Annotated in this window: 24 protein-coding genes and 1 riboswitch; of the genes, 8 read left to right on the top strand and 16 right to left on the bottom strand. The window is 57.4% G+C overall.

Going from position 1 to position 24,283, the window contains the following annotated elements:
- Positions 1-11: 11 nt before the first annotated feature.
- The 7 genes from GGE09_RS18060 to GGE09_RS18030 all read right to left on the bottom strand — a co-directional run bounded on the left by GGE09_RS18060 (position 12) and on the right by GGE09_RS18030 (position 8,235).
- Complete coding sequence (locus tag GGE09_RS18060) at positions 12-1,718, bottom strand: glycerol-3-phosphate dehydrogenase/oxidase (RefSeq protein WP_309747576.1); 1,707 nt, start codon at positions 1,716-1,718, stop codon at positions 12-14.
- A 59-nt stretch (positions 1,719-1,777) separates the two neighbouring features.
- Positions 1,778-2,773, bottom strand: coding sequence for an aldo/keto reductase (locus GGE09_RS18055; protein ID WP_309747575.1), 996 nt, complete (start codon positions 2,771-2,773; stop codon positions 1,778-1,780).
- Positions 2,763-3,743 (bottom strand): sugar-binding transcriptional regulator, encoded by a 981-nt coding sequence (locus GGE09_RS18050; RefSeq protein ID WP_309747574.1) that lies wholly within the window; start codon positions 3,741-3,743, stop codon positions 2,763-2,765. The genes GGE09_RS18055 and GGE09_RS18050 overlap by 11 nt, the downstream gene beginning before the upstream one ends.
- Before the next feature lie 10 nt (positions 3,744-3,753).
- Positions 3,754-4,746, bottom strand: coding sequence for an ABC transporter permease (locus tag GGE09_RS18045; protein ID WP_309747573.1), 993 nt, complete (start codon positions 4,744-4,746; stop codon positions 3,754-3,756).
- The gene (locus GGE09_RS18040; protein ID WP_309747572.1) at positions 4,743-6,290 is read right to left on the bottom strand and encodes a sugar ABC transporter ATP-binding protein; all 1,548 of its coding nucleotides are present in this window, start codon (positions 6,288-6,290) and stop codon (positions 4,743-4,745) included. The genes GGE09_RS18045 and GGE09_RS18040 overlap by 4 nt, the downstream gene beginning before the upstream one ends.
- 89 nt (positions 6,291-6,379) lie before the next feature.
- Entirely contained in the window at positions 6,380-7,399 is a 1,020-nt protein-coding gene (locus tag GGE09_RS18035) for a substrate-binding domain-containing protein (RefSeq protein WP_309747571.1), read from the bottom strand.
- A gap of 245 nt (positions 7,400-7,644) precedes the next feature.
- On the bottom strand, positions 7,645-8,235 hold the full coding sequence (locus GGE09_RS18030; protein WP_309747570.1) for a LuxR C-terminal-related transcriptional regulator: 591 nt from the start codon (positions 8,233-8,235) through the stop codon (positions 7,645-7,647).
- Between the two features lie 112 nt (positions 8,236-8,347).
- Here GGE09_RS18030 and GGE09_RS18025 point away from each other — a divergent pair, with 112 nt between their 5' ends.
- The 6 genes from GGE09_RS18025 to GGE09_RS18000 are packed head-to-tail and all read left to right on the top strand — an operon-like array spanning position 8,348 to position 13,998.
- The gene (locus GGE09_RS18025) at positions 8,348-9,547 is read left to right on the top strand and encodes a substrate-binding domain-containing protein (protein ID WP_309747569.1); all 1,200 of its coding nucleotides are present in this window, start codon (positions 8,348-8,350) and stop codon (positions 9,545-9,547) included.
- Positions 9,548-9,606: 59 nt separating this feature from the next.
- Positions 9,607-10,374, top strand: a complete 768-nt coding sequence (locus tag GGE09_RS18020; protein WP_309747568.1) for an ABC transporter ATP-binding protein — start codon at positions 9,607-9,609, stop codon at positions 10,372-10,374.
- Complete coding sequence (locus GGE09_RS18015; RefSeq protein WP_309747567.1) at positions 10,371-11,075, top strand: ABC transporter ATP-binding protein; 705 nt, start codon at positions 10,371-10,373, stop codon at positions 11,073-11,075. The genes GGE09_RS18020 and GGE09_RS18015 overlap by 4 nt, the downstream gene beginning before the upstream one ends.
- Positions 11,076-11,083: 8 nt before the next feature.
- Complete coding sequence (locus GGE09_RS18010) at positions 11,084-12,076, top strand: branched-chain amino acid ABC transporter permease (RefSeq protein ID WP_309747566.1); 993 nt, start codon at positions 11,084-11,086, stop codon at positions 12,074-12,076.
- The gene (locus tag GGE09_RS18005; RefSeq protein WP_309747565.1) at positions 12,077-13,156 is read left to right on the top strand and encodes a branched-chain amino acid ABC transporter permease; all 1,080 of its coding nucleotides are present in this window, start codon (positions 12,077-12,079) and stop codon (positions 13,154-13,156) included. It abuts the gene before it with no gap.
- Positions 13,153-13,998 (top strand): alpha/beta hydrolase, encoded by an 846-nt coding sequence (locus GGE09_RS18000; protein WP_309747564.1) that lies wholly within the window; start codon positions 13,153-13,155, stop codon positions 13,996-13,998. Before GGE09_RS18005 ends, GGE09_RS18000 begins: the two co-directional genes overlap by 4 nt.
- Positions 13,999-14,001: 3 nt before the next feature.
- Here GGE09_RS18000 and GGE09_RS17995 read toward each other — a convergent pair whose 3' ends face one another.
- From GGE09_RS17995 to GGE09_RS17960, 8 genes are all read right to left on the bottom strand, one after another.
- Complete coding sequence (locus tag GGE09_RS17995; RefSeq protein ID WP_309747563.1) at positions 14,002-14,922, bottom strand: HAD hydrolase-like protein; 921 nt, start codon at positions 14,920-14,922, stop codon at positions 14,002-14,004.
- Positions 14,919-15,722: a phosphonate ABC transporter, permease protein PhnE gene (phnE, locus tag GGE09_RS17990; protein ID WP_309747562.1), complete on the bottom strand. Its 804-nt coding sequence runs from the start codon at positions 15,720-15,722 to the stop codon at positions 14,919-14,921. Before phnE (GGE09_RS17990) ends, GGE09_RS17995 begins: the two co-directional genes overlap by 4 nt.
- Complete coding sequence (gene phnE, locus GGE09_RS17985) at positions 15,719-16,522, bottom strand: phosphonate ABC transporter, permease protein PhnE (RefSeq protein WP_309747561.1); 804 nt, start codon at positions 16,520-16,522, stop codon at positions 15,719-15,721. The genes phnE (GGE09_RS17990) and phnE (GGE09_RS17985) overlap by 4 nt, the downstream gene beginning before the upstream one ends.
- A complete protein-coding gene (gene phnC / locus GGE09_RS17980; RefSeq protein ID WP_309747560.1) occupies positions 16,519-17,295 on the bottom strand; it encodes a phosphonate ABC transporter ATP-binding protein in 777 nt (258 codons plus the stop codon). The genes phnE (GGE09_RS17985) and phnC overlap by 4 nt, the downstream gene beginning before the upstream one ends.
- Positions 17,296-17,353: 58 nt before the next feature.
- Complete coding sequence (gene phnD, locus GGE09_RS17975) at positions 17,354-18,337, bottom strand: phosphate/phosphite/phosphonate ABC transporter substrate-binding protein (RefSeq protein WP_309747559.1); 984 nt, start codon at positions 18,335-18,337, stop codon at positions 17,354-17,356.
- 229 nt (positions 18,338-18,566) lie between these two features.
- Positions 18,567-19,388, bottom strand: a complete 822-nt coding sequence (locus GGE09_RS17970) for a DeoR/GlpR family DNA-binding transcription regulator (protein WP_309747558.1) — start codon at positions 19,386-19,388, stop codon at positions 18,567-18,569.
- A gap of 460 nt (positions 19,389-19,848) precedes the next feature.
- Positions 19,849-20,277 (bottom strand): nucleoside diphosphate kinase regulator, encoded by a 429-nt coding sequence (gene rnk, locus GGE09_RS17965; RefSeq protein ID WP_309747557.1) that lies wholly within the window; start codon positions 20,275-20,277, stop codon positions 19,849-19,851.
- Positions 20,278-20,372: 95 nt separating this feature from the next.
- Positions 20,373-20,849, bottom strand: a complete 477-nt coding sequence (locus GGE09_RS17960) for a hypothetical protein (protein ID WP_309747556.1) — start codon at positions 20,847-20,849, stop codon at positions 20,373-20,375.
- A 387-nt stretch (positions 20,850-21,236) separates the two neighbouring features.
- Here GGE09_RS17960 and GGE09_RS17955 point away from each other — a divergent pair, with 387 nt between their 5' ends.
- Both GGE09_RS17955 and cls read left to right on the top strand, forming a co-directional pair.
- Entirely contained in the window at positions 21,237-21,953 is a 717-nt protein-coding gene (locus tag GGE09_RS17955) for an endonuclease/exonuclease/phosphatase family protein (RefSeq protein WP_309747555.1), read from the top strand.
- Positions 21,953-23,383, top strand: coding sequence for a cardiolipin synthase (cls, locus tag GGE09_RS17950; protein ID WP_309747554.1), 1,431 nt, complete (start codon positions 21,953-21,955; stop codon positions 23,381-23,383). The genes GGE09_RS17955 and cls overlap by 1 nt, the downstream gene beginning before the upstream one ends.
- Before the next feature lie 8 nt (positions 23,384-23,391).
- On the opposite strand, the gene GGE09_RS17945 is transcribed toward cls, so the two are convergent.
- The gene (locus GGE09_RS17945; protein WP_309747553.1) at positions 23,392-23,970 is read right to left on the bottom strand and encodes a histidine phosphatase family protein; all 579 of its coding nucleotides are present in this window, start codon (positions 23,968-23,970) and stop codon (positions 23,392-23,394) included.
- Between the two features lie 104 nt (positions 23,971-24,074).
- Positions 24,075-24,280: riboswitch (cobalamin riboswitch) on the top strand.
- The last annotated feature ends 3 nt before the right edge of the window (positions 24,281-24,283 follow it).

Genomic DNA, 24,283 nt, shown 5'->3' with positions numbered 1-24,283 from the left:
GTGTTTTCCTTTTATGAGGGTTGGGGTGGCGCGTCAAAAGACAGGCCATGAAAGCTTTGCAATTCTGCCACAAGGGCCTGTTGTTGCTGTTGGGTTTCGCGGTCTGACCAGTGCAATTCCTGCGCCAGAACCGCCGCAATCCGGGCAATCAGCGGGATTGAAACCTGCCCTGTGATGGCAATATCGGTGCGGCGCAGTATAATATCAGACAGGGCCGTGACGTGTTCCCGGGTGGCCAAAAACGCGATTTCTGCGGTGGTATAAGGGCAGTCTGTCAGCAAAGGCTGGTCCTTTGTTTGCCCTGCACAATAGTCCAGAACCGCGCGGGCGCGGGTGCCGTAAAGATCAACCAGATGCTTGGCGCGCGCATCCGTAATGCCATAGGTTTGCGACAGCTCCGCGATCAGGGGCAGACCATCCTGTTCAAAGCCTGCCCCGCCGCCAATCGTACGGTTCTGGGTGTCTTGACAGCGTCCGTGGCCCAGCTCCTGCAGGACCGCATCGGCTGTTTGCTCGGCAAAGGCGCGAAAGGTGGTCCATTTCCCCCCCACCATACAGAACTGTGGCGTGGTTCCTGCCAGACGTTTGATAGAATGACCCCGCGAAATGCGCCCCGTAAAATCCAGATCACTTTTGGGCAAGGGGCGGATGCCGCTGTAGCTGAACACGATCTGATCGGCGTTGATCCCGATTGCCGGGAACACCAGTTGCAAGGAAGACAGGATGTAATCCCGTTCCGCAGGCTCGCACCGCACACGGGTTGCGGTTTCCACGCGGATATCGGTGGATCCCGCCAACACTTTGCCAAGGTAGGGGAAAACGATGCAAATGCGCCCGTCGTCGTTTTCGAAATAGATCATATGACCGTCGAGCGCGGCCAGAAGGGCGGGGTTTTCCAAAATCAGATGGGACCCTTTGGTGCCCGATACCATCTTTTCCTGCGGCCCGCCATCTGGCGCGATCAGTGCTACGGATTCATCCAGCCAAGCCCCCGTGGCATTAACCAAAGCGCGGCTTGTGATGTCATAGGTTTGCCCGCTCAGACGGTCCCGCAACTGATAGCCCGCGCCCTTCGGCGTCAGCTCTGCATAGTTCAGCGCAACTGACTCTGGCGCATCCCGCGCAGTGTCAAGGATCAGTTCCAGCCCCAACCGCTCGGGGTGGCTGATCCACGCGTCATAATAGGTTGCCGAAAACCGCAGCCTGTCCGTCAGCGCAGGCCAGCGCCGCCGTGTGGCCTGTTTACCGCGAAACACATGGCGGGGCAGCACGCGGCGTTTGCGGGTGACCCAATCATACAGCGACAGCCCCAGTTTGATCGGCAAAGCCCCCCGACTGGCCGGTTTCCCCGAAGACCCGAAAAACGCCGTGACCCCGTTCAGCGTACCCGAAAACACCGATGTGACCGGCACTGTGGTCGGCAAAGGGCGCACGAAATGGGGGGCGTTTGCCAAAAGTGCATCCCGTTCGGCAAGGGATTCCCGCACCAGATCGAACTCTCCGTTTTCCAGATAGCGCAGCCCGCCGTGGATCATTCGGGACGGGGCGGCGCTGCACCCTGAACAAAAATCGTGGCGTTCCACCAACAGCACGCGCAGGCCTTGCAGGGCCAGTTCGCGGTAGACCCCGATGCCATTGATGCCGCCACCCACCACCACAACGTCAAACGCTGGGGTGTCACAGAGTGCTGCAAAGCTGCTGTCTCTTTGGGCGGACATAGGGTCTCCGTTCACCGAAAGCGCGCTTCGGTGTCATAAGGCTGAAAGGACGTTCGGTTTTACCCGTCGAGGTCTTGCAAATGGGCCGAGGCAGCGGCCCCGATGGGGGTCAAATCCTGCTCTGACAGGCGCAACCGTCCTGCCGCCGCGTTTTCACGGGCCTGTTCGGGGGTGCGTGCGCCGCACAGTGAAAAACTGATGCCGGGTTGTTGCAATGTCCATGCGATCACCGTCTGCGCCAATGTGGCGTTATGGGTCTCGGCCACAGGGGAAATCTGCTCCATTAGCGCGGCAATCTTCTGGCGGTTCGCCGCAGAAAACCGTGGATTATCCTTGCGCTGGTCGTCGCCTTCAAAGCGGCGATCCGGCCCCATTTTGCCCGATAACAATCCCAGCGCCAAAGACGAATAACTGAGCGCCGAAACATTCGCCGCCATGGCAACAGGCAAAAGCGTGGTTTCGATATCCCGCTTTACCATGCTGTATTCTTCCTGAATTGCGTCCAGCTGACCTGCGGCCACATAGGCCGTAATATCCGCCGCGCTGGTGTTGCTGGCCCCGATAGAACGGATTTTTCCTTGGGTTTTCAGGGTCTCCAACGCCTCCATGGTTTCGGCGATAGGGGTGGTGGGGTCTTGCCAGTGGGTGATGTAATGGTCGATGTAATCAGTGCCCAGCCGCTTCAGGCTTTGTTCTACCTCATAGACAATGGCGTCTTTGCCCAGATAGCGGTGGACCGGTTTGCCGTCATAATCGAAAAAGGGATTGCCCTGTTGGGTGTGCCAGACCAGCCCGCATTTGGTGGCCAGAACCACCTTGTCGCGCCGTCCCTTGATGGCTTTGCCGACGATCTCTTCCGCCACCCCCTGACCATAGGCGGGCGCTGTGTCGATCAGGCTGACTCCTTCGTCAATCGAGGCCTGGATCGCCGCGATTGAGCGGGTTTCATCGGTGCCCCCCCACATCCAGCCGCCAATGGCCCATGTGCCCAGACCGATGGCCGAGGCCTCTATTCCGCTGGCCCCGATGGGGCGTGTAAGCATGTCATGCAACATGATGAGACCTTTCTGTAATATCCAGCACCGACAGTGCAGTTTCTTCATCCAACACCAAAGCGTCGAGATAATTTCCGTTCAGCGCAGCGCGGATCGGCCATGTTTTCTGCGCGCCCGTGGCTACGCCAATCACCCGCCCGCAGGCCCCGAGTTCACCGGGGTTAAGTGCCACAAGACGGGTGTTCAAAGCATAATTCGCCACGCTGCCATCCGCGCCGATCAGATAGGCCAGCAGTTCCCCGACCACGCCCATGCCCACCAGCATTTTGCGATCCGCATCGGGCACAGGATTCAGGTCATAATAACTTGATCCTGTGGGTTCGATCGAACCAACGCCCACCAGCGCCACATTTGCCTTGCGGGCCAGATCGAACACTTCACGCACCGAACCGACCTCGCGCAGCATGTCGCGCTGTGCGCTGCTTTCAGCAAACAGCGGGGCGTGGACCAGCATGGCCTTGCCCCCCAAACGATCCGCAAGTTGGGTGGCCAGATGGTTCACATCGGTGAAATATTTGCCCTGCACCCCGCCCGTCAAAGGCACAACCGTCACGTCAAAAGACCGTTCCGTTGTCAGATTATCCACTACGGCGCTGATCGCTTTACCGCCGGTAATGGCAATCACATCGCCGTCGCGGATGGATTCCAGCAGCAGATTGGCCGCAGAGCGCCCAACCTGTTGCAGCGTGGTATCAGGGTTGCCCGACACCGTTGGCGTGATCACCGCCCCCGTCAGGGATGTGGCGGCGATCAGGTTGGTTTCGTAATCTGCCAACCGCTGAAACCGGCTTTCCACGTCGATTTTCAGCATCCCCATCTTGCGCCCTTGGGCAATCAGGCGGTTCACTTTGGACGTGGACAGGTTCAGCTTTGTGGCGATTTCAGACTGTTTCAAACCTTCGATGAAATGCAGCACAAGAACGCTATGGATTTGCCGGACCAGATCATAATCTTCGCTGGAATTGCTCATATCAGTCCCCTTATCGCCGCCGTTTGTGCAGGTAATGGTCGATGGACACCGCCGCCAGCAGGATAGAGCCGCGGATGATGTCTTGCCAGTACACCGACACGTCCAACAGGGCGAGCGAACTGGACACCACCGACAACAAAACCACCCCAAGGATCGCGCCAAAGATCGTGCCGGTGCCGCCGTTCAGACTGGCCCCGCCGATCACCGCAGCCGCGATCACGTTCAGTTCCATCCCGATGCCGAATGTGGGCTGCGCCGAGCCAAAACGGGACATGTAAATGATCCCCGCCACGCCGCATAATGCGGAACACAGTGTCGTGGTCAGAAAAACTACCTTTTTGGTGCGAATGCCGGAATAGGCCGCCGCCCGCTCGTTACTGCCAGTGTAGAACACTTTGCGAAACAAGGTGGTTTTGCGCAGCATCAGATCAAAGGCGACCACGGCTACGATGAAAATGATGATCACCAAGGGCACCGGTCCGATGGACCCTTGGCCGATGAATTTGAATTCCGCAGGCAGGGTGAACAGCCCCAATGGGCGCCCCCCCGTGCCCAGCAAACACACGCCGCGCGCAATCACCATGACGGCCAGTGAAACGATGAAATGATGCAGCCCCACGCGGGTGACGAAAAACCCCATGATCGCGCCGATGCCGGTACAGACCATAATCGCGATGGCTGACGCCACCCAAGGATCGACGCCCGCCAGAAACAACCAGCCCGCCACCACCATGGCCAATGCAGTGACAGACCCCACGGACAGATCAATGCCGCCGGAAATCAGCAGGATTGTCATGCCGATCACCACGATGCCTTCGACGGCAAAGGCCATCACCATGGCACGCATATTCACCCAGGTCAGGAAATAGGGCGATGCAAAGGACATGCCGATAAACAGGACCAGAATAATGGCGATTAATCCGGTTTCGCGCATGCGCAAGATCCGCCCCAAGGGGCTGATCCTGTCCGAATGATCTGTGCGAGGCTGGGCAAGGCTGTTCACGAGTGGACCCTTTTGTTGGAGGAATGAGAGGTGGGCATCGGGCTGTCCATCACAGAGGCCAGACCCATTATGTTTTCTTCGGTCATATCTGCGCCGGCGACCTCGCCGCTGATCCGGCCCTCGCGCACCACCAAGACCCGGTCACACAGGCCGATCAGTTCAGGCAACTCGGATGAAATCACCACAATGCCGACGCCGCTTTGGGCCAGATCGCGCAGGATACGGTGGATTTCCACCTTGGCCCCCACATCAACGCCCCGCGTGGGTTCATCCAGAAAGATCAGCTTGGGGTGGATCGAAAGCATTTTGGCAATCGCAACCTTTTGCTGGTTGCCCCCTGAAAGCGACGAAACAGCGTCCGATAACTGCCCGTATTTCAGGTTCAACTGCGCGCCCAGTTCTGCGGCCTGTGCGTATTCTTTTTCACGGCGGATGATCCCCAATCGGGATGACACCTGCGACAGGTTCAACGCCGAGACATTGACCGCGATGGGCATATCCAGAAAGATCCCGTCGCCTTTGCGATCCTCGGACAGATAGACCACGCCCGCATCAATACTGTGCTGGTAATCCCGCGCTTCAAGGGGCTGCCCGTTCAGACGGATTTCCCCCGTGGGGCTGCTGTCTAGTTTGCAGACACCTTTGACAATTTCACTGCGCCCTGACCCGATCAACCCCGCCAGACCCAGAATTTCGCCCCGCCGCAATTGAAAATCCACCCCAAAGAACCGTGCCCCGTCACTTAGGTTGCGCACATCAAGGATCACCGCGTCACTTTGGGCGTGGGCGGGTTGTTTCTCGGGGTAAAACGTATCCAGCACCCGCCCGACCATGGCGTTCACCACATCGCTTGGGCCAATATCGGCCACATCATGGGTGATAATAAACTTGCCATCGCGAAACACAGTGACGCGGTCGCAATTGTCAAAGATTTCCACCATACGATGGGAAATATAGATGATGGAAATCCCGCGATCCGCCAGACGCCGCATGATCCCGAACAGGATTTGCGCCTCTTTTTCGGTCAGCGCGGCGGTGGGTTCGTCCAAAATCAAAACGCGGCAGTCCAGCGTCAAAGCCTTGGCAATTTCCACCAGTTGCTGGTTGGAAATCGACAAGTCCCGGATCAGGGTAGCAGGGTCAATATCGCACAATTGCCCCAGCACCGCCGCTGCCTTTTGATGCAAAGCTTTGTAATCCATGAAAAACGATTTGCTGATATTGGTGGCAGACATAAAGATGTTTTCCGCCACACTGACATCGGGACACAGCGCAATTTCCTGATGGACAAAACCGATGCCCAACTGCTGTGCCCGCGTCGGAGAGGTAATCTTGACGACCTCGCCCTCCAGCCGGATTTCCCCACTATCGGGCTGTAAAATACCGTCGATGATATTCATCAAGGTGGATTTCCCCGCACCGTTTTCCCCTGCCAGCGCATGAATTTCACCTTTGCGCAGGTCGAAATTCACGTGGCTTAGCGCACGCACAGGCCCAAAAGATTTTGAGACATTCGACAGCTGTAAAAGAAGATCGTCGGTCATGGGAAAAGGCCAATACGGGGTGGATCGATGGGGTTAACAGGGGCGCAGATCGGGTCAGACCGTCCTTGCGCCCCTAAGGGGAACTGCGCTTATTTCGGATCGCGCCCTTCCATATAGGCGTTCAGATCAAAGCTGTCGGCGTTGTCTTTGGTGATCACCGCAAACCCGTTGTCCATGTAGGGAATCCGCATCGGGTTATAGCCCGACACTTTGTAATCGTTGAACGGGTCAAACACATCGCTATGCGCGGCCATAAAGATCGCCATAAAGCCCATGAACCCTTGCATGCCCTGATTGGGGTTCAGCGCCATGTGGATGTTGCCTGCCTTAATCTGTTCCAGCGTGGCGGGGGTGACATCGGCGTGCATGATCAGCACATCGGCCTTGGCCTCTAGGATTGCAGCAACCGCACCCTCGGCAGAGCCAGCCTCGGGAATCCAGATCGCCCCAAGGTTCGGGTTGGCCTGCACAATCGAGGCCGTCGCGCGGTAGGCGGCATTGCTGTCTTGATTGGTCGCCTGACGTCCCACCAGTTTCATATTGGGATAATTCTCTTCCATATATGACAACAGCGCTGTCACCCGCAGATCATGGTTGGATTGGCCGGGGTTTTCCAGAACCGCATATTCCGCACTGTCGCCAATCTGTTTGACGATCTCATCCGCTGCGAATTTAGCCTCGGCCAGATTGTCGGATGTAATATAGGACGCGCGGTTTGAATTCGGGGAATCTGCCGCGAAAGTGGACACTTGAATCCCGCCATCAATGGCGCGGTTGATCGGTTCGATAAACGGGTCGGCCTGCATCGGATGCACCAGAATGCCTGCGGGGCTTTTCACCATATCCTGTTCAAATGACGCAATCTGTTTGGTGATGTCGTAATCGGGTGTGCCGGAAAATACGGTTTCACAGCCAAAGGCAGCCGCGGCCTGTTTGAAGCCCTGATAGACAGGCACCCAATAGGGGTGGCTGGAAACCATCACGTTCATGATATAGGTCTCGCCCGCTTCGCATTTCAAGGTGCCTTCGGCAGATGCGGCAGTGCCTGACAGCAGGGATGCTGTCACGGCAATGGTCCCCGCAAGACCTGCGAATGTAAATTTCTTCATAACCTTCCTCCCAGAAGTATTGGCTTGCGCCAAGGATGAATCAGAGCGGGCCAACCTTAAATTTGCAAGTTATCCCGCCTGCCGCAATTTGTTGCGATGCGCCCTGAATGGGACAGGAATACGGGATCGGTCAACACTGAGTGCGTAAAATATCGTTAACTGAAATTTATTGCAGATTTTGACCCGTCAGCACAGGATTTTTTAGCAAAACCCTATGAATTCTGGCATCACAATCGCCATCCCGATTACTTTCGCGTGCCGGAAACAACATGGGCGCTGTCGATTCCCCCCAGCGAATGGAACAGCCCGCCGGTGTTGCTGACCCCGAATTTTTTCAGCAGTTTGGCGCGGTAGACCTCGACTGTTCGATAGGAAATATCCAGCCGCAGGGCGATTTCCTTGCTGGTCAGCCCGTCGGACAGGTGGCTCAGGATTTCCCGCTCGCGGCGGGTCAGGGGCAGATAGGGGCGGTTGGCAGACAGATCGGCAAAGCTCCAGACCGCGCGGTCCAGCGGGCTTTGCGGCGTAAACGTATGCCCGCGCACACGGCACCAGAACAGCGTGCCATCCTTACGCGCCATAATCCGTTCGTCCCAATAGGTGTTGGTGGCACGCAACTGCTGCACACCGCGATCCCGGATGTTCACGAATTCCTCTTGCGAGGGGTAGAGGATCGAAAATAACTGGTCGCGCAAATCATCGCGCGTGTAGCCGAACATCTGGGCAAAAGCGATGTTACATTCACGGATCACGCGGTTCTGGGTCACAACCAGACCCACAGGCGCATGGATAAAAGCCAGCTCTGCCAACGCGTTATCCCCAAACCCTTCGGTCATACGTATTTCCACCATCTTGCCCAAACCTGCCAAATACAGGACGCTGTCCTTTCAAACTAAACAACGGCTCTGTGCAGAGCAACCGCTGTGCAGTCTGTTATGGGAGGATATTATGAAGACATTAACACGTCTGGCCGCCACACTTGCGGGCGTTGCCACGTTCGCGGGTGCGGCCATGGCCGAAGACCCGATTAAAATTGCTTTGATCCACGGATTGTCAGGCAGCAGCTTTGAAGCTTTTTCCAAACAAGCGCAAACCGGATTCGAACTGGGGTTGGAATATGCCACCAATGGCACAAACACCGTCAAGGGCCACCCGATTGAGGTGATCATCAAGGACACGCAGTTCAAACCCGATGTGGCCCGCGCCGTTTTGGCCGAGGCTTATGGCGACGACGAAGTCCTGCTGGCCGTGGGTGCCACATCATCCGGCGTGACCAAGGGCATGCTGCCGATTGCCGAAGAATACGAAAAAATCCTGATCGTGGAACCGGCTGTGGCCGACAGTCTGACAGGGCCGGACAGCAACCGCTATATTTTCAAAACCTCACGCAATTCATCTATGGATATGCAGGCACAGGCGCTGGCGCTTAAGCCTGATGAAAACCTGTTTGTGGCCACCATCGCCGAAGATTACGCCTTTGGTCAGGACGGCATCGCCGCCTTTAAGACTGCCCTTGAAGGCACAGGCGCAACCGTGGTGTCCGAGGAATACGTGCCTCAAGGCACTGCCGATTTCACTGCCGCCGCCGAACGCATGTTCAACGCGCTGAAAGACAAAGAAGGCCGCAAGGTTATTCTGGTTTACATCGCAGGCGGCGGTGATGCGCCGGGTAAAATTCAGGCACTGGACCCCAGCCGCTATGGTATTGAAATTTCCATGGGCGGTCACATCCTGCCGGTACTGCCAACCTATAAACGTTTCCCCGGTATGGAAGGCGCGGTTTATTACTATTACGAAGCTTACGACAATCCAGTGAACAACTGGCTGGTCAAAGAGCACCAAGCCCGTTTTGACAGCCCGCCGGATTTCTTTACCGCAGGGGGTATGGCGGCTGCTTTGGCTGTTGTGAAAGCCATCGAAACATCCGCCAGTCTGGAAACCGACGATCTGATCACCGCCATGGAAGGCATGTCTTGGGAGACCCCCAAAGGCACCATGACCTTCCGCCCCGAGGATCATCAGGCGCTGCAATCCATGGTGCATTTCAAAATCCGTGTGGATGATGCCGTAGACTGGGCGATCCCCGATCTGGTGCGCATTATCGAACCCGATGAAATGAACATCCCCATCGGCCGCAACAACAACTGATTGCCACAGGATCGGCGCGCAACCCGTGCGCCGGTCCTGACAACAGGAACCCAATCTTTATGTCCGAACCATCCCTTGTCACGCGGGACCTGACCATTCGTTTTGGCGGTCATGTGGCTGTAAACAAAGTGTCTTGCGCCTTTCACCCCGGCGAACTGACGGTCATCGTTGGGCCGAACGGGGCAGGCAAAACCACCTATTTCAACCTGATGTCGGGGCAGTTGACGGCCTCGTCCGGTCAGGTGCTAAAGAACGGTGTCGATCTGACCCGCATGTCCCCCTCTGCGCGGGCGCACCAAGGGGTCGGTCGGGCGTTTCAACTGACCAACCTGTTCCCGCAACTCAGCGTGCTGGAAAACATCCGTCTGGCGGTTCAGGCGCGGTCGGGCGATGGCTGGCGTGTGCTGCGCGCGGCCCGCAGCATCCCTGCCCTGACCCGAAAAGCCGAACAATACCTTGACGCCACCCGCCTGTCGTCGGTGGCCCATACCACAGCCGCCGCCCTGCCCCACGGCGATCAGCGCAAGCTGGAAGTGGCGCTGCTGATGGCAATGGAACCTGACATTTACATGTTTGACGAACCCACCGCAGGCATGTCGCTGGATCATGCCCCCGATGTGCTGGACCTGATTTTCCAGATCAAGGCAGACCCGAGCAAAACCGTGCTGCTGGTGGAACATAAAATGGATGTGGTGCGCAAACTGGCGGATCGGATCATCGTGTTGCACAACGGCGAATTGCTGGCTGATGGCGCGCCGGACACCGTGATGTCCAGCCAGATCGTGCGCGACGTCTACCTTGGCACCGCAACAGAGGAAACAGCGTGACCCTGTTAAGTATCGACAATATGAAAACCAACATCGGCCAATACGCTGTGTTGCACGGGATCACCCTGAACGTGCCCGAAGGCGGCGTCTTTGTGCTGCTGGGGCGCAACGGCGCGGGTAAAACCACCACGCTACGCTCGATCATGGGGCTGTGGAAACCCACCCCCGGATCGGTGCGCTTTCGCGGCGAGGATATTACCGGCCTGCACACCGCGGACATCGCCCGCAAGGGGATCGCCTTTGTGCCGGAAAACATGGGCATTTTCGGCGGGCTGACGGTAGAGGAAAACCTGATCCTCGCCACCGCCAAAGGCCGCTTTGATCAGACCCGCCTGAAACGGATTTACCAACTGTTCCCCGCGCTGGAACAGTTCTGGACCAAACAGGCGTGGAGCCTGTCTGGCGGGCAAAAACAAATGCTGGCCGTGGCCCGCGCCATTATCGAGCCCCGCGCGCTGATCCTGATTGATGAACCCACCAAAGGGCTGGCCCCGTCTATTGTTGCCGCCATGGCCGAGGCCTTTCGCGAGATTTCGCAAAACGCCACGATCCTGCTGGTGGAACAAAACTTTCACTTCGCCAAAAGCATCGGGCGCGACATGGCGGTGATCGACGACGGGCTTGTGGCCTACGCAGGACCGATGGCGGAATTTGCCGCTGACACACAATTGCAAGAGCGGCTGCTCAGCCTGTCTGCGTAAGGAGTATCATGGAAAACCTCTCACAGATTTTAGGGCGTTTTGGCGGTGTTTACCTGCTGCCTGTCGGTCTCGCGCTCGGGGCGTTTGTGCTGATTGGCGCGCCGGCATCCTGGGCCACGCTGACCATCGCTGGCCTTTCAATGGGGATGATGGTGTTCCTGATGGCATCTGGCCTTAGCCTGATTTTCGGGCTGATGGATGTGCTGAACTTCGGCCATTCCGCCTTTATCAGCTTTGGTGCTTTTGTGGCCGCCAGTGTTCTTTCCGCGCTGAGCGGTTGGGTCGGGGCCGACAGTGTGTTCCTGAATTCCATGGCGTTGGTGTTCGCCCTGCTTGCGGCGATTTCCTTTGGTCTGGCGGCGGGCTGGTTTTTTGAAACCGTGATCATCCGCCCCGTTTACCACGATCATTTGCGGCAAATCCTGATCACCATGGGCGCGTTGATCGTGTCTGAACAGATCATTCTGGCGCTGTGGGGCGGCACACCGATCACCGTCCTGCGCCCCCATTTTCTGGAAGGCGCGATCATCCTTGGCAATGTCAGTGTTGAAATCTACCGCCTGTTTGCCTTTGTGCTGGGGCTTGTGGCCTTTATCGGCCTGTATCTGGTGCTTAACCGCTCGCGCATCGGCCTTTTGGTCCGCGCAGGCGTGGAAAACCGCGAGATGGTCGAAGCGCTCGGCTTTCGCATTGATCGTCTGTTTATCGGCGTCTTTATGGTGGGATCGGCGCTTGCAGCTGTGGGCGGGGCCATGTGGGCGGGCTATGAAACCCTGATCACCCCTGCCTTGGGCGGCGAGATGATGATCGTCGTGTTTATCGTCGTGATCATCGGTGGGTTGGGGTCCATTGAGGGCACGTTGCTGGGCGCAATCATGGTTGGGCTGACGGCAAATTACGTTGGCTTTCTGGCCCCCAAACTGGCGCTGGCCTCAAACATGATCCTGATGACCATAATCCTTTTGTGGCGGCCAAACGGCTTGCGTCCGGCGGTGAAGTAGATGAATACCTTAACTAAAATGAGCTATGGCGATCTGGCTGTAAAAGCCACCGTGATGCTGATCGGCGCCATGCTGTGCTTTGCCCCCTTCCTGTTTCAGGATGTGCGCGCCCTAGAGGTCGCCGCCCGTATCTGTGTCTTTATCGTGCTGGTGGCCAGCTACGATCTGCTGATCGGTTACACGGGTATCGTCAGCTTTGCCCACACCATGTTCTTTGGCTTTGGCGCATACGGCGCGGCGATCCTGCTGCGCCAGATGGGGCCGGGTTGGGACGCGGTGCTGTTGGGCGGATTGGCTGGCGTTGGCGTATCCCTGCTGGTAGCCACGGCCATTGGCCTTCTAAGCCTGCGGGTGAAGGCGATTTTCTTTGCAATGATCACGCTTGCAGCCGCTTCGGTTGCGCTGGTGCTGGCATCACAATTGTCCCATTTGACAGGAGGCGAGGACGGGATTACCTACCGCGCGCCTGATCTGTTCAAACCTGCATTCAAACTGATGACGGACGCGGACGGCAAGGTGATGCGGCTGTTTGATGTGAAACTGAATGGCAAACTGGCGGCTTATTACTTCGTCTTTGTCAGCTGCGCCCTGTTGTTCTTCGCCATGCTGCGGGTGGTCGGATCGCCCCTTGGCACCGTGTTGAAAGCCATCCGCGAAAACGAATCCCGCGCCGAGGCGATCGGCTACCGCGTTGTCGCCTACCGCACCTTTGTGTTCTGCCTGTCCGCCGCGATTGCGTCGCTGGCAGGCACGGTTTACGCGGTCTGGCTGAAATACACCGGCCCTGACACCAGCCTGTCTTTTGCCATTATGATCGACATTCTGTTGATGGTGGTGATTGGCGGCATGGGCACCATGTGGGGCGCTGTGATTGGCGCGGTTCTGATGGTCACGGCGCAATATTACCTGCGCGATCTGATGGGCGTTGCCGCCGAGGCCACCGCGAACATCCCCCTGCTGCCCGACCTGTTAAATCCGGATCGCTGGCTGTTCTGGCTGGGGATCATCTTTATCCTGCTGGTTTATTTCTTCCCCAAAGGGATCGTCGGCACCATCACCCAAAAAGGGGCGCGCGGATGACAGAACCCCGCTTTGCCCTAGTGCCGGTGATGGATCATGAAATCCACGTCACCGAATGGGGCGATCCGTCAAACCCTGCCCTGATCCTGTCCCACGCCATGGCACGGACAGGACGGGATTTTGACGAATTGGCCCGCACCCTATCCGACAGCTATTATGTGCTCTGCCCCGATATGATCGGGCGCGGATTGTCTAGTTGGTCCGCCAACCCCGAGGCGGAATATTCCATTGAATATTACGCAGGCATCAGCGCGGATTTGTTGGATGTCTATGGGCTGGAAAAAGTGGCGTGGCTGGGCACGTCCATGGGCGGGCTGATCGGGATGCGCTTGGCCTCGGGGCATGATGCGGATCGGATCAACCGTCTGGTGATCAATGATATCGGCCCCGAGGTGCCGAAATCCGCCATTGACCGCATCCTGTCTTATGTGGGCGACCTGCCCCGTTTCAGCGGTTTTGCCGCGGGCGAGGCTTGGTTGCGCGCCGCGTATCATCCGTTTGGCATGGCCGAAAACGCCTATTGGCAGCGCATGGCCCGCACGTCTTTGCGCCGCACCGCGCAGGGGGATTTGACCCTGCATTATGACCCGCAGATCACCATCCAGTTTTCCGCCTCGGCAAATGAGCTGTCCAGCTGGCCGCGATGGAACCAGATCAAAACGCCCACCCATGTGCTGCGCGGCGCAGACTCCGACATGCTGCCCGCCGATGTTGCACAGCGGATGTGTGACAGCGGCCCGATGGCCGATCTGACCGAAATCGCAGACTGCGGGCATGCCCCTAGCCTGTCACGGTCCGAGGACGTGGCCCTGATCCGCCGCATTCTGTCAGGCATGACTTAGCGGTCAAATATGCGGGATGATGAAATCCGGCACGATTCCCGAACGGGCGATCAGATCAGCGGGATCGGCCCCGAAATGCGCGCCAAACCCTGTGACCAGCGCGGTAGACACCTCCATCAACCCCCCGCCCAGAATATCGGTTTGCATGGTGTCCCCCACCATCAGAACACGGGTCTTCTTGACGGGCGGATCGGGGCGCGACAGGGCCAATTCAAACACGCTGGCAAAGGGCTTGCCCAGAAACACAGGCGCAATTCCCGTGGCATCAGCAAGGCGGTGGGCATAATAGCCGGGTTCCCGCGAAAACCCGCCTTCGCGCGGGGCAACAATGTCTGGATTGCCCACAATAACGGGGCGCGGGGCACGGCGCAGTGACGTTTCCAGCAGGGATTGGCGGTCATCACTCCAGCCGTCCGACCCCACCAGTAAAAAGCCATCAACCCCGTCATAAACTGCTGGGTCATCGGCAAGGAACGACAGGTGATGGGACTCAAATTCCTCGGTCCCATGGGCAGGGTTCAGCATCACCCCCCAATGGCGCGGCGGGATTTGCGTCAGGTGATGTAACAGGGCATCACGGCTTGTCACCACCTCGGACGGGGTGAAATCAAAGCCCAAACGGGCGTAGCGTTCCATCATCAACCGCTTGGGATAGCCTGCCGAATTGGACACCACCATCACCGATTTCCCAGCCGTGCGCAGTGCAGTGATGCGGGCGGCGGCACCATCAATCGGGGTTTCGCCCACATTCAACACCCCGTAGGCATCAAACAGGATCAGATCAAAAGGCGCGGCCACCTGTTCCAGTGACGGGGCAAAGCTGAAATTCCGCGTAAAACGGGCAGATGGCAGGCGGTGGCGCACGGATTCATAGGTTTGAAACACCCACTCCGCCGTATCCCCGCCCGCCTGCAAATCCTTCACAGAATACGCCGCCGCAAGAACGCCGAAACCACTTCGCCCAGCACCACCAGCGCAAGGATCGCCAGCAGAACGGTTGCGGCCTCGGGCCAGTTGAACGTGTCGATGGCCCCTTGCAGGATAATGCCAATCCCGCCCGCACCCACCAACCCCAGCACAGTGGATTCCCGCAGGTTGATATCCCAGCGCAGGATGGTCACGGCCCAGAATGTGGGCAGCACTTGCGGGATGATCGCATAGACGATCACCTTGAAATGGGACGCACCTGTGGCTTGCAACGCCTCAACCGGACGGGGGTCGATTTCCTCAATCGCCTCGCCCAGCAGTTTGCCCACAAACCCGATAGAGCGGAACATGATTGCCACGATCCCTGCCACAATACCGGGCCCAAAGATCGCCACAAACAGCAGCGCCCAGATGATCGTGTTGATCGAGCGCGAGGACACAAGGATCACCCGCCCCAGCCACAAGGTCGCGCGGTTTGGCGTGGTGTTCATCGCCGCCATATAGGCCACAGGCAGTGACAGGATCACCGCGAATCCGGTGGCGATGGTGGCGATATTCACCGTTTCCCACAACACCTTAAGGATCACGCCCAGATTGGTCGGGTCGGGTGGATACATCCGCCCGAACAGATCGCCCATCTGTTCGGGGGAATCCCAAACCCATTCCCAAATCACATCAATCGACCCCAGCGCCCAAGCGATAACCAGCGCGGACACCGCAAAAACCCCATAGCGTTGCAGCCGTTGTTGCAGCGTGTAGCGGGTCCAATCGTCCCGCGTTATTTTTGGCAAAGTCATAGGCGTTTCCTGATCTGGCCGCTGACGGCCTCGGAAATAAGGATGGCGCCGACGATCACGATGGTGATGGCCAGTGCAAAGTCATAGTCATAACGCCCGAAGGCATTGGCCAGCGTCGACCCGATCCCCCCTGCCCCGACAATGCCAACCACCGCCGAAGCCCGCAGGTTGCTATCCAGTTGATAGATCGTCAGACCGATCTGACGCGGCATGATTTGCGGGAAAATCGCATATGACAGCGTTGAAAAATAGGGCGCACCCGCGGCGCGCATGGCCTCTACCTGACCGAAATCAATTTCTTCAATCCGTTCGGCCAGCATCTTGGCGACAAAACCGATGGAATAGACGATCAGGGTCAGCACCCCTGCAAAGGGGCCAAAACCGACAGCTTTGACAAAGATGATCGCCACGATCACCGGATGAAAGCTGCGTGCGATGATGATCAGCGCACGGCCCAGATAAAATACCGGCAAAGGGGCCACATTGCGCGCGGCCATAAAGGCGATGGGGATCGACAGGATCACCCCTGCTGCTGTGGCCAGAATGGCGATTTTCAGGCTTTCCAGAAAACCGTCTATTAACAATCCGCTGCGCTCGAAACTGGGGGGGAAGGCACCGTTGAAAATCCGTGCGGCGCGGGTCAGACCCTCGCTGACGCGGTTCCAGTCAATCGGCAGGGTGGCCATGATCCAGATCACATAAACCGCAACGCCGATGTAAACCGACCAGCGCAAAACCGGATTTGCGATGAACGGAGGGCGCCGCCATGTGTCACGCACAACTGGGGTTTTGGCGGTCATGACGCATCCTTTAACCCGCCTGCACGATCGGCAGCGGGGCTTCCGGAATAGATCGCATCCATTGCGGTCTCATCCAGTTGGGCAGGAAGATCGTCAAAAATAATCCGTCCGTAGCGCATGCCGACGATGCGGTCGGTGTATTGCTTGGCCTCATTCACGTTGTGGATATTGATCAGCACAGGCAGTTTCAATTCCCGCGACAGATCCCGCAAAAGACCCATGATTTGTTCGGATGTCTTGGGATCAAGCGACGCGGTCGGTTCATCCGCCAACAGGATTTCAGGCTGCTGCATCAGGGCCCGCACCACCCCGACCCGCTGGCGTTCGCCGCCAGACAGTTCATCGGCGCGCTTGTCCGCATATTGCGCGATACCCACCCGTTCCATTAATTCAAAGGCGCGGCGGATGTCTTCTTTGGGATAGCGCCGCGTCACGGCGGCCCATGTGGAAATATACCCCAACCGCCCCGATTGCACGTTTTCCATCACCGTCAGACGGTCCACAAGGTTGAACCCCTGAAACACCATGCCGATTTTACGCCGCGCATTGCGCAGATCACTGCCGCGCAGTTTGGTCAGTTCGGTTCCATTCAGATCAATACTGCCTGAGGTCGGTTCAACCAGCTTGTTGATACAGCGCAGCAAGGTGGATTTGCCCGCACCGGATGACCCGATGATCGACACAACGCTTTCGTCTTCGATCAACAGGTCAAGATTTTTTAAGACCGGTTCACCGCTGCCATAGCGTTTCACAAGGTCGGTAATTTTTAACATTTTGGGATGCTCCGCTGTGGGTCCGGCCAGCACTGGGCCGGACCGCTTGGGCGTTTGGTTATTCGGCCGCCAGACCTTCGGGTGTGTATTTTACACCGTTGGCTTTCTGGATTTCACGGATCACAGCCCATTGATCTTTATAGGTGATCGGGATGAATTTCTGCACGCCGCTGAATTCTTCACCCAAGGCCGTGCCTGCAAAATCAAAGCTAAAGAACGCCTCGCGGATTTTTTCTTGCAACTCGGGCGTCAGATCATGGGCCATGTTGTAAGAAGTCGTTGGAAACGGATCGCTTTCCCAGATCATCCGCACATCATCAGTGTCATACAGACCCCGTTCCGCCATACGATCCACCACTTCCGATGCCACAGGGGCGGCGTCATAATCCCGCGCAACCACGCCCAGCATGGATTGGTCGTGCGACCCTGAATAGGTCACTTCGTAATCGGTGTCAGGTGTTACACCCAGACCCGGAAACAAGGCGCGCGGCGCCAGGTTGCCTGAATTCGACGTGGGCGAGGTGTGGGCAACCCGCTTGCCTTTCAGATCGGCCATTTCTTTGATGTCACTGTCGGCCTGCGTGAACACTTGCAGTTTATAGCCAAAGCGCCCGTCATCCGATCCCATGATCGCAAAAGGCACGCTGCCCGCAAGGTTCACCGCATAAGGCGTTGGCCCCGTTGAAAAACCCGCAATGTGCAACCGGCCTGAACGCATGGCCTCGACCTCGGCTGAATTGGACTGAACTGCAAAAAATTGAACCTTTTTGCCAGTTACAGTTTGCAAATGTTCAATGAACGGCTGCCAGATATCGGCGTAAATGGCGGGGTCTTCGACCGGTGTATAGGCGAAAACCAACGTGCCGGGGTCGCGCAATTTGCTGGCATCCGTGGGGGCATCCGCCACCAGATCGCCATCCGCATCGCAATACATCACATCCAGATCGCCGCGGCTTGCACAGGTTTCATCGGCAAATGCAGATTGCCCGGCCAGTGACATCATCGCCAGCAAAGCTGTGCCTAAAAGTTTATCCTTACGCATAATGGGGTTCCTCCTCCTCCAGTACTAACGGCCTAAGCCCGCGAAAACGCAGGCTTGGTCACGCGGATGACACCACTAAATGTTGGGAGTTGCAACATAATTGATTAACATATTTGCCAATTGCAAAATTTTCTGGGAAAAATGGGGAGGGTTGGCCGACATTTCACAAAAACCATCGCACGGCCAAAGCCGCGCCATGATGTGCAAAAGAAAAATTCAGGGATTGGGATTAAGGACGCACCATCTCGACGCCCTGTGATCCCAGTGATTTCATCAGCCGGTCAGAGGGTTTTGCATCCGTAATAAGCGTGCCGATTTCGCTGACCGTGGCAACCTGTGACAGATAGACCTGCCCGAACTTACTGGAATCAATCAGGAATGTGGGCGCAAGACTGCGTTCCATCATGGCGCGTTTCACTTCGGCAAACCCTTGAACCGCTTCCGTTACGCCCCCATCACTTAGCCCGGATGCCCCGATAAAACAGCGATCCACGTTGAAGCGATGCAGATATTCGCAGGTGTCAGGGCCAACCAATGCAGCCTCGGCGTTCAGGTATTCCCCCGGCGTCATAACCACACGGGCCTTGCGCGAAGTGCCTAGGATCATCGCCACTTGCAAGCTGTTGGTGATCACCGTGACCTGCGTTCCAGCCAGCGCCAGCGCACGGGCAAATTCCATGGTTGTGGCCCCTGCATCCACCATCAGGCTTTGCCCGTCACGCACCATCGCCACCGCGCGGCGGGCCAACGACTCCCGCTCGCCAATGCGTTCACGGCGGCGTTCATCCAGACCGCGATGCGCGCCCGGCGATCGGGCAGACGCCCCACCGTAGGATTTTTCCAGCAACCCCGCGCGGTTCAAATCTTCGATGTCGCGGCGCACGGTTTCTGTCGTAACCCCGAAGCGCGCCGCCAGATCGGACACCCGCACATGGGACGCAAGGCGCAGTTCCATCAGGATCTGCTCATGACGCTTTTTCTTGCGCAGCCGTGTTTGGGCCCCCGTCAATTCGGCTGTAGTTTCAACGCTGGTTTCTGTAGTGCCTGACATATCCGCTTTCAGAACTGGACTCCCGATAACTATGCAGACTTCTGTAACAGAATACTAACAAATCCAAACTCTAAGTCAGGGAAACCCGCTTTCCCGTCGTCCGCGCCCTGCCAGAAGCAGTGCAAATCGGGCATTTTCCCGCATGGGCGCGAGGCAAATGGGATTTGCATGTCCGACACCGCACATTAATCCCCGCTTGCGCAGTTACAATCGGTTCGCGGCACAGCGGACAGCGGTATAGCGCGGCGCGGGGCAAAGGTTGATGGCAGGCAGCACAGCTGCGACAGGCAGAAGAATGAAGGGGCATCGGACACTCCGAAAAGGCAGGGAAAAGGGATAACTGCTGTGGTCCCCGAAGAAAGCCTGCCTGCGGATTAAACCGTCGGTCGTCTCGCTTCGGGGATACCATGTGCGGCACTGGTCCCTGTATTTCGGGTTCTTGTGAAATGCCCCGCCAAAATCAGGCCTCCGCCTGCGCCACTTTAATCACGCTCAAGGTACGGCGCTCACCCTCGCGGGTGTCCCAAAAGAAGGTGGCCCCTTCAGTCAGGCCCAGTAAAGCCACCCCGATGGGCGTCATGACAGAAATCCTCTGACGATCAATATCCGCATCCTCGGGATAGACCAGCGTGACGGATTTCACCTGCTCTGTGGCTTCATCCCGATAGGTCACGGTGCGCCCGATAGAGACAACATTTTCCGGCATTTTGGCAGGTTTTACGATACGCGCACGGCCCAGTTCATCCAGCAAACGGTCGGCCAGATCAGGATTGCGCGTCATCGCGCCCTCGGCCAGCGATTCAATATGGGCCAGCTCATCTGCATTGATGATGACCTTGGGCGCACGGGGCCTGCGGTTTTTACGAATTTCGGCGACCGGAAGGGTCATAGCTTGTCTCCTTAAAGGTGAAAAATTGAACATTGAAAAGGCGCGGCAGGGGCCGCACCTTGCGTTTGAACCGGAACTTGGAAGGGAATTTCAGGTCAGCTTGGGGCGTCAACCTGTGCGACGTGAACCATGGCGCGACTGCCGTCATCACACAACATTAAGGCACCTTGCCCGACCCGCATGCCGATCAACGTGGCCCCCAGAACCGAAGACACCGGAATAACCCCGCCCCCGACACCCGGTCTGGCGCGGTGTACCAGCAAACCGGATCGCAATGGACCGTCATCAATGGAGTAACTGACCACACAGCCTCCCGTGACCGCATCATCAGGCCGCGCATTGCCCAAAGCCCGCGCCCCTGAAATCTTGCGTTTCAAAACGGCCGTCAACACAGACGAAGACGGACGCCGCGCGCTTTCACACTGACGCAAATGCCGCTGCAATTGGGCGCGATCCACATCCGGCAACCCGCCTGTCAGCGCAGGCAAACTGGCAGGCCGCGCGGCAGGCAAAGCTGCGCCGCGGGTTTCACGGTCATCGCACATATCAGGGGTCCGCTTGCTCGTGGTCATGATGTCTCCTTGGACGACGGATCGTCCTGTTTCGCTACACAATGTTCAGGAAGCCCCAGGTGGTGTGGCAGGCGCAGATGCGCCCGAACCGCCCGGGGTCAGGGGCGGTTGAGTAAAAGAAATCGGATATGATCTGCAGTGTCCAACATACCCCTAGAGCTAGGTACGATCCGGTGAATAGTCAATCATTCCCCGAAAATCTTCTGACCCCATAGGCGGAAATCAACCCGCGCGGTTTTGGATTTGCACCAAAAAGGCTGGTTTGCCTTGCCCTGTCACTGTCTTATATAACAGACTGAAATTCCTTTTAATACTCGCTTTCAAAGGCCCCAAAATGCGCGCGATACAGACAGGTTTAGCCCGATTGGGCCAGAACAGGACGGTCCTGTGCCTGATGTAAACCGCAGCTTTTTGCGCGTGGCCAGTTATAACATCCGCAAGGCCGTGGGGCTGGACTGGCGCCGCGATGCGGATCGCATCTTGCAGGTTCTCGAAGAAATCGACGCGGATGTGGTGGTGGTGCAGGAATCCGATAAACGGGTCGGCAAACGGTCCGGCGTCTTGCCGGAACAACAATTAAAACGGGATCTCGGCTATGTTTTTGCAGAATTTTCCACCCGCCCTGACAGCCACGGCTGGCACGGAAACGCGATCCTTTACCGCCCCGAGGTGTTGACGCTGGACCAGACCACGCGGATTGATCTGCCCACATTGGAACCCCGCGGTGCGGTTTCGGCCCTGTTTGCCACCCCGAGGATAGAGGTCATCGGCGTGCATCTTGGCCTGACAAAGGGCATTCGCACCAAACAACTGGCCGCGCTGAAAACCTATATGGACCGCGCGCAGCATCCCGTTCTGGTGGCCGGAGACTTCAATATCTGGGCACAAGATGGCCGTGTGATCGACGCGTTGGGCGATGGCTGTGAAATGGTTATTCCCGGCAAAAGCTTTCACGCCGCACGTCCAACCACCCCGCTGGATCGTTTTGTGCTAAAAGGAAAAATCCGCCATAAATCGAGTCGGGTTCACAGATCGGACCTTGCAGCACGCGCATCAGACCACCTGCCGATTGTGATCGAAGTCGCCTTGTTGAAAGACCCTTGATGAACCTTTTGCTCCTTCTCCACGGCTTTGTGGTCCTGCTTTTTACCCTGCGGATTTTACTGCGCGATGACCTGTCGCCGCCTGCCCGTCTGGCATGGTTTGTGGTGCTGAATGTGGTGCCCTTTGTGGGCAGCGCGATTTACTTTTTGTTCGGGGAAATTGATCTGGGCAAAAAGGCCAAACAGGCGCGGATTTCCATATCGCAAAACATCCATCAAAGCGCCAGCAGGGTCAAAGGCACGGCGGATGATCTGGGCCAGATGATCCCCGCGCAATACCAAGCGGTGTTCCGCTACGGGGCCTCGATCAACGGGTTTTTTCCTGTGGCGGGCAACACTGCCGCGCTGATGGCTGACGGGTCTGAAACGCTGGATCGCATGGTGGCAGACATCGACGCGGCGCAGGATCATGTGCATGTTTTATACTACATCTGGCTGCAAGATCACACCGGCACCCAACTGGCCGAGGCGTTAATCCGCGCCACCAAACGGGGTGTTACCTGCCGCGCAATGGCGGACGGTCTGGGATCGCGCCACCTGATAAAATCACCGCTGTGGCAGCAGATGAAAGACGCAGGCGTCCAGCTTGCTGTGGCCCTGCCGCTGGACCGCCCGTTCCTAACGATCCTGACCAGCCGTCTGGACCTGCGCAACCATCGTAAAATTACCGTGATCGACGGCAGCATAACCTATTGTGGCAGCCGAAATTCCGCCGATCCTGCATTTCTGGTCAAGGCAAAATATGCCCCTTGGGTCGACATCATGCTGCGCTTCCAAGGCCCGGTGGTCGCCCAGAACCAACTGCTGTTTGTGACCGATTGGGCGCAGGCCACGGGGGAAAGCCTGAACACGCTGATCCAGCCTGCTGCGCCGTTTGATGGGGGCTTTCCCGCCCAAGCGCTGGGGTTTGGCCCAACCGAACGTCGCGGCGCAACCCCGCAACTGTTTTCCACCGCCCTTAGCAGTGCGCGGGACACGATTGTCCTGTCCACGCCCTATTTTGTGCCTGATGGAACCGTGCTTGACGCGCTGTGCACTGCCGCCTTGCGCGGGGTGCAGGTGACGCTGGTGTTTCCCAAAAAGAACGACAGTAAAATCGTCGCGGCCGCCAGCAAAAGCTATTATCTGAAACTGCTGGAAGCGGGCTGTGAAATTTATGAATACAGGGACGGGTTGCTGCACGCCAAAACCCTGACCATTGATGACAGTCTTGGCCTGATCGGATCATCCAATCTGGACATCCGCAGCTTTGATTTGAACTTTGAAAACAACATCTTGCTTCAGGATACAGCGCTGACCCAAATGATCCGCTCGCGCCAGCAAGACTATATAGACCGCTCTGATTCCGTGTCCCATTCCGACGTGAAAAACTGGCCCTATCTGCGGCGGATTTGGAACAATGTGATCGCCACAGTCGGCCCGATTTTGTAACCTGACCCCTAGGACAGATGGGTTTCAATACCGCCCGAAATCCGGATCACCGTACCCTGTGTTGCAGTCAAATCATACATATCCGCGTCTGTGATCCCCGTCAGACAGGCCCGCATCACAATCAGCGAAACCTTGTGGGACACGATGATTGCAGGTGCGTTCAGACTGTTCAAAAAATTCATAATGCGCGCGCGCAGGGCAGACAGACCTTCTCCTTCGGGCGCGTTAAAATAAAGGTCCAGATCCCGTATGCTGCGGGCCGCCAATTCAGGATCGCGGGCCTGTCTTTGGGCTGGCGTAATGCCCTCCCAGCCGCCGCAACCGATTTCAATCAACCGCGGGTCGGTGGTGAAATCATCCCCGCCAAACGCAATTCGCGCGGTGGCTTTTGTGCGGCTGAGCGGGCTGGCGAAACGGTCCAACTCGGCCACCTGATCCCCGAGCCGCCGCAAAATTGCACCCTGTTGTGCCGCTTGCGCCTGCCCCAGCGCGGTCAGGTCAGAATTCATCTGCCCCTGTATCCGCCCCGTACTGTTCCATTCGGTTTCCCCGTGGCGCAGCAAGTAAACATCGGGTCTGTTGGTCATTGTCTTTTCCTTGGTCAGTATCGGCGGCGCCCCGCATGCCTGTACCAGCATCCACCCCGCAAACCCAAGCCATAAAACCCCCTTTCCAAAACCGCAATTTCTGCGTATCTAAACCCCACTTCGGTCTGGGCGGTTCGCCGCTTGGATAATAGGGAACGTGGTCCGGCCTGCGCCAAATCCACGACTGCCCCCGCAACTGTAGGCGGAGAGCGAAGCCGGAAAATACCACTGTTGCGCCCTGCGCAATGGGAAGGACCGGCCCAGCATCGACCCGCGAGTCAGGAGACCTGCCGAGGCAATCACCCTGTTTGGG

The organism is Roseobacter sp. N2S (genome assembly GCF_031454055.1).
GTDB lineage: Bacteria > Pseudomonadota > Alphaproteobacteria > Rhodobacterales > Rhodobacteraceae > Amylibacter.
Note: the sequence above shows the minus strand (reverse complement) of the source record. Positions and strands in the feature narration are given on the sequence as shown.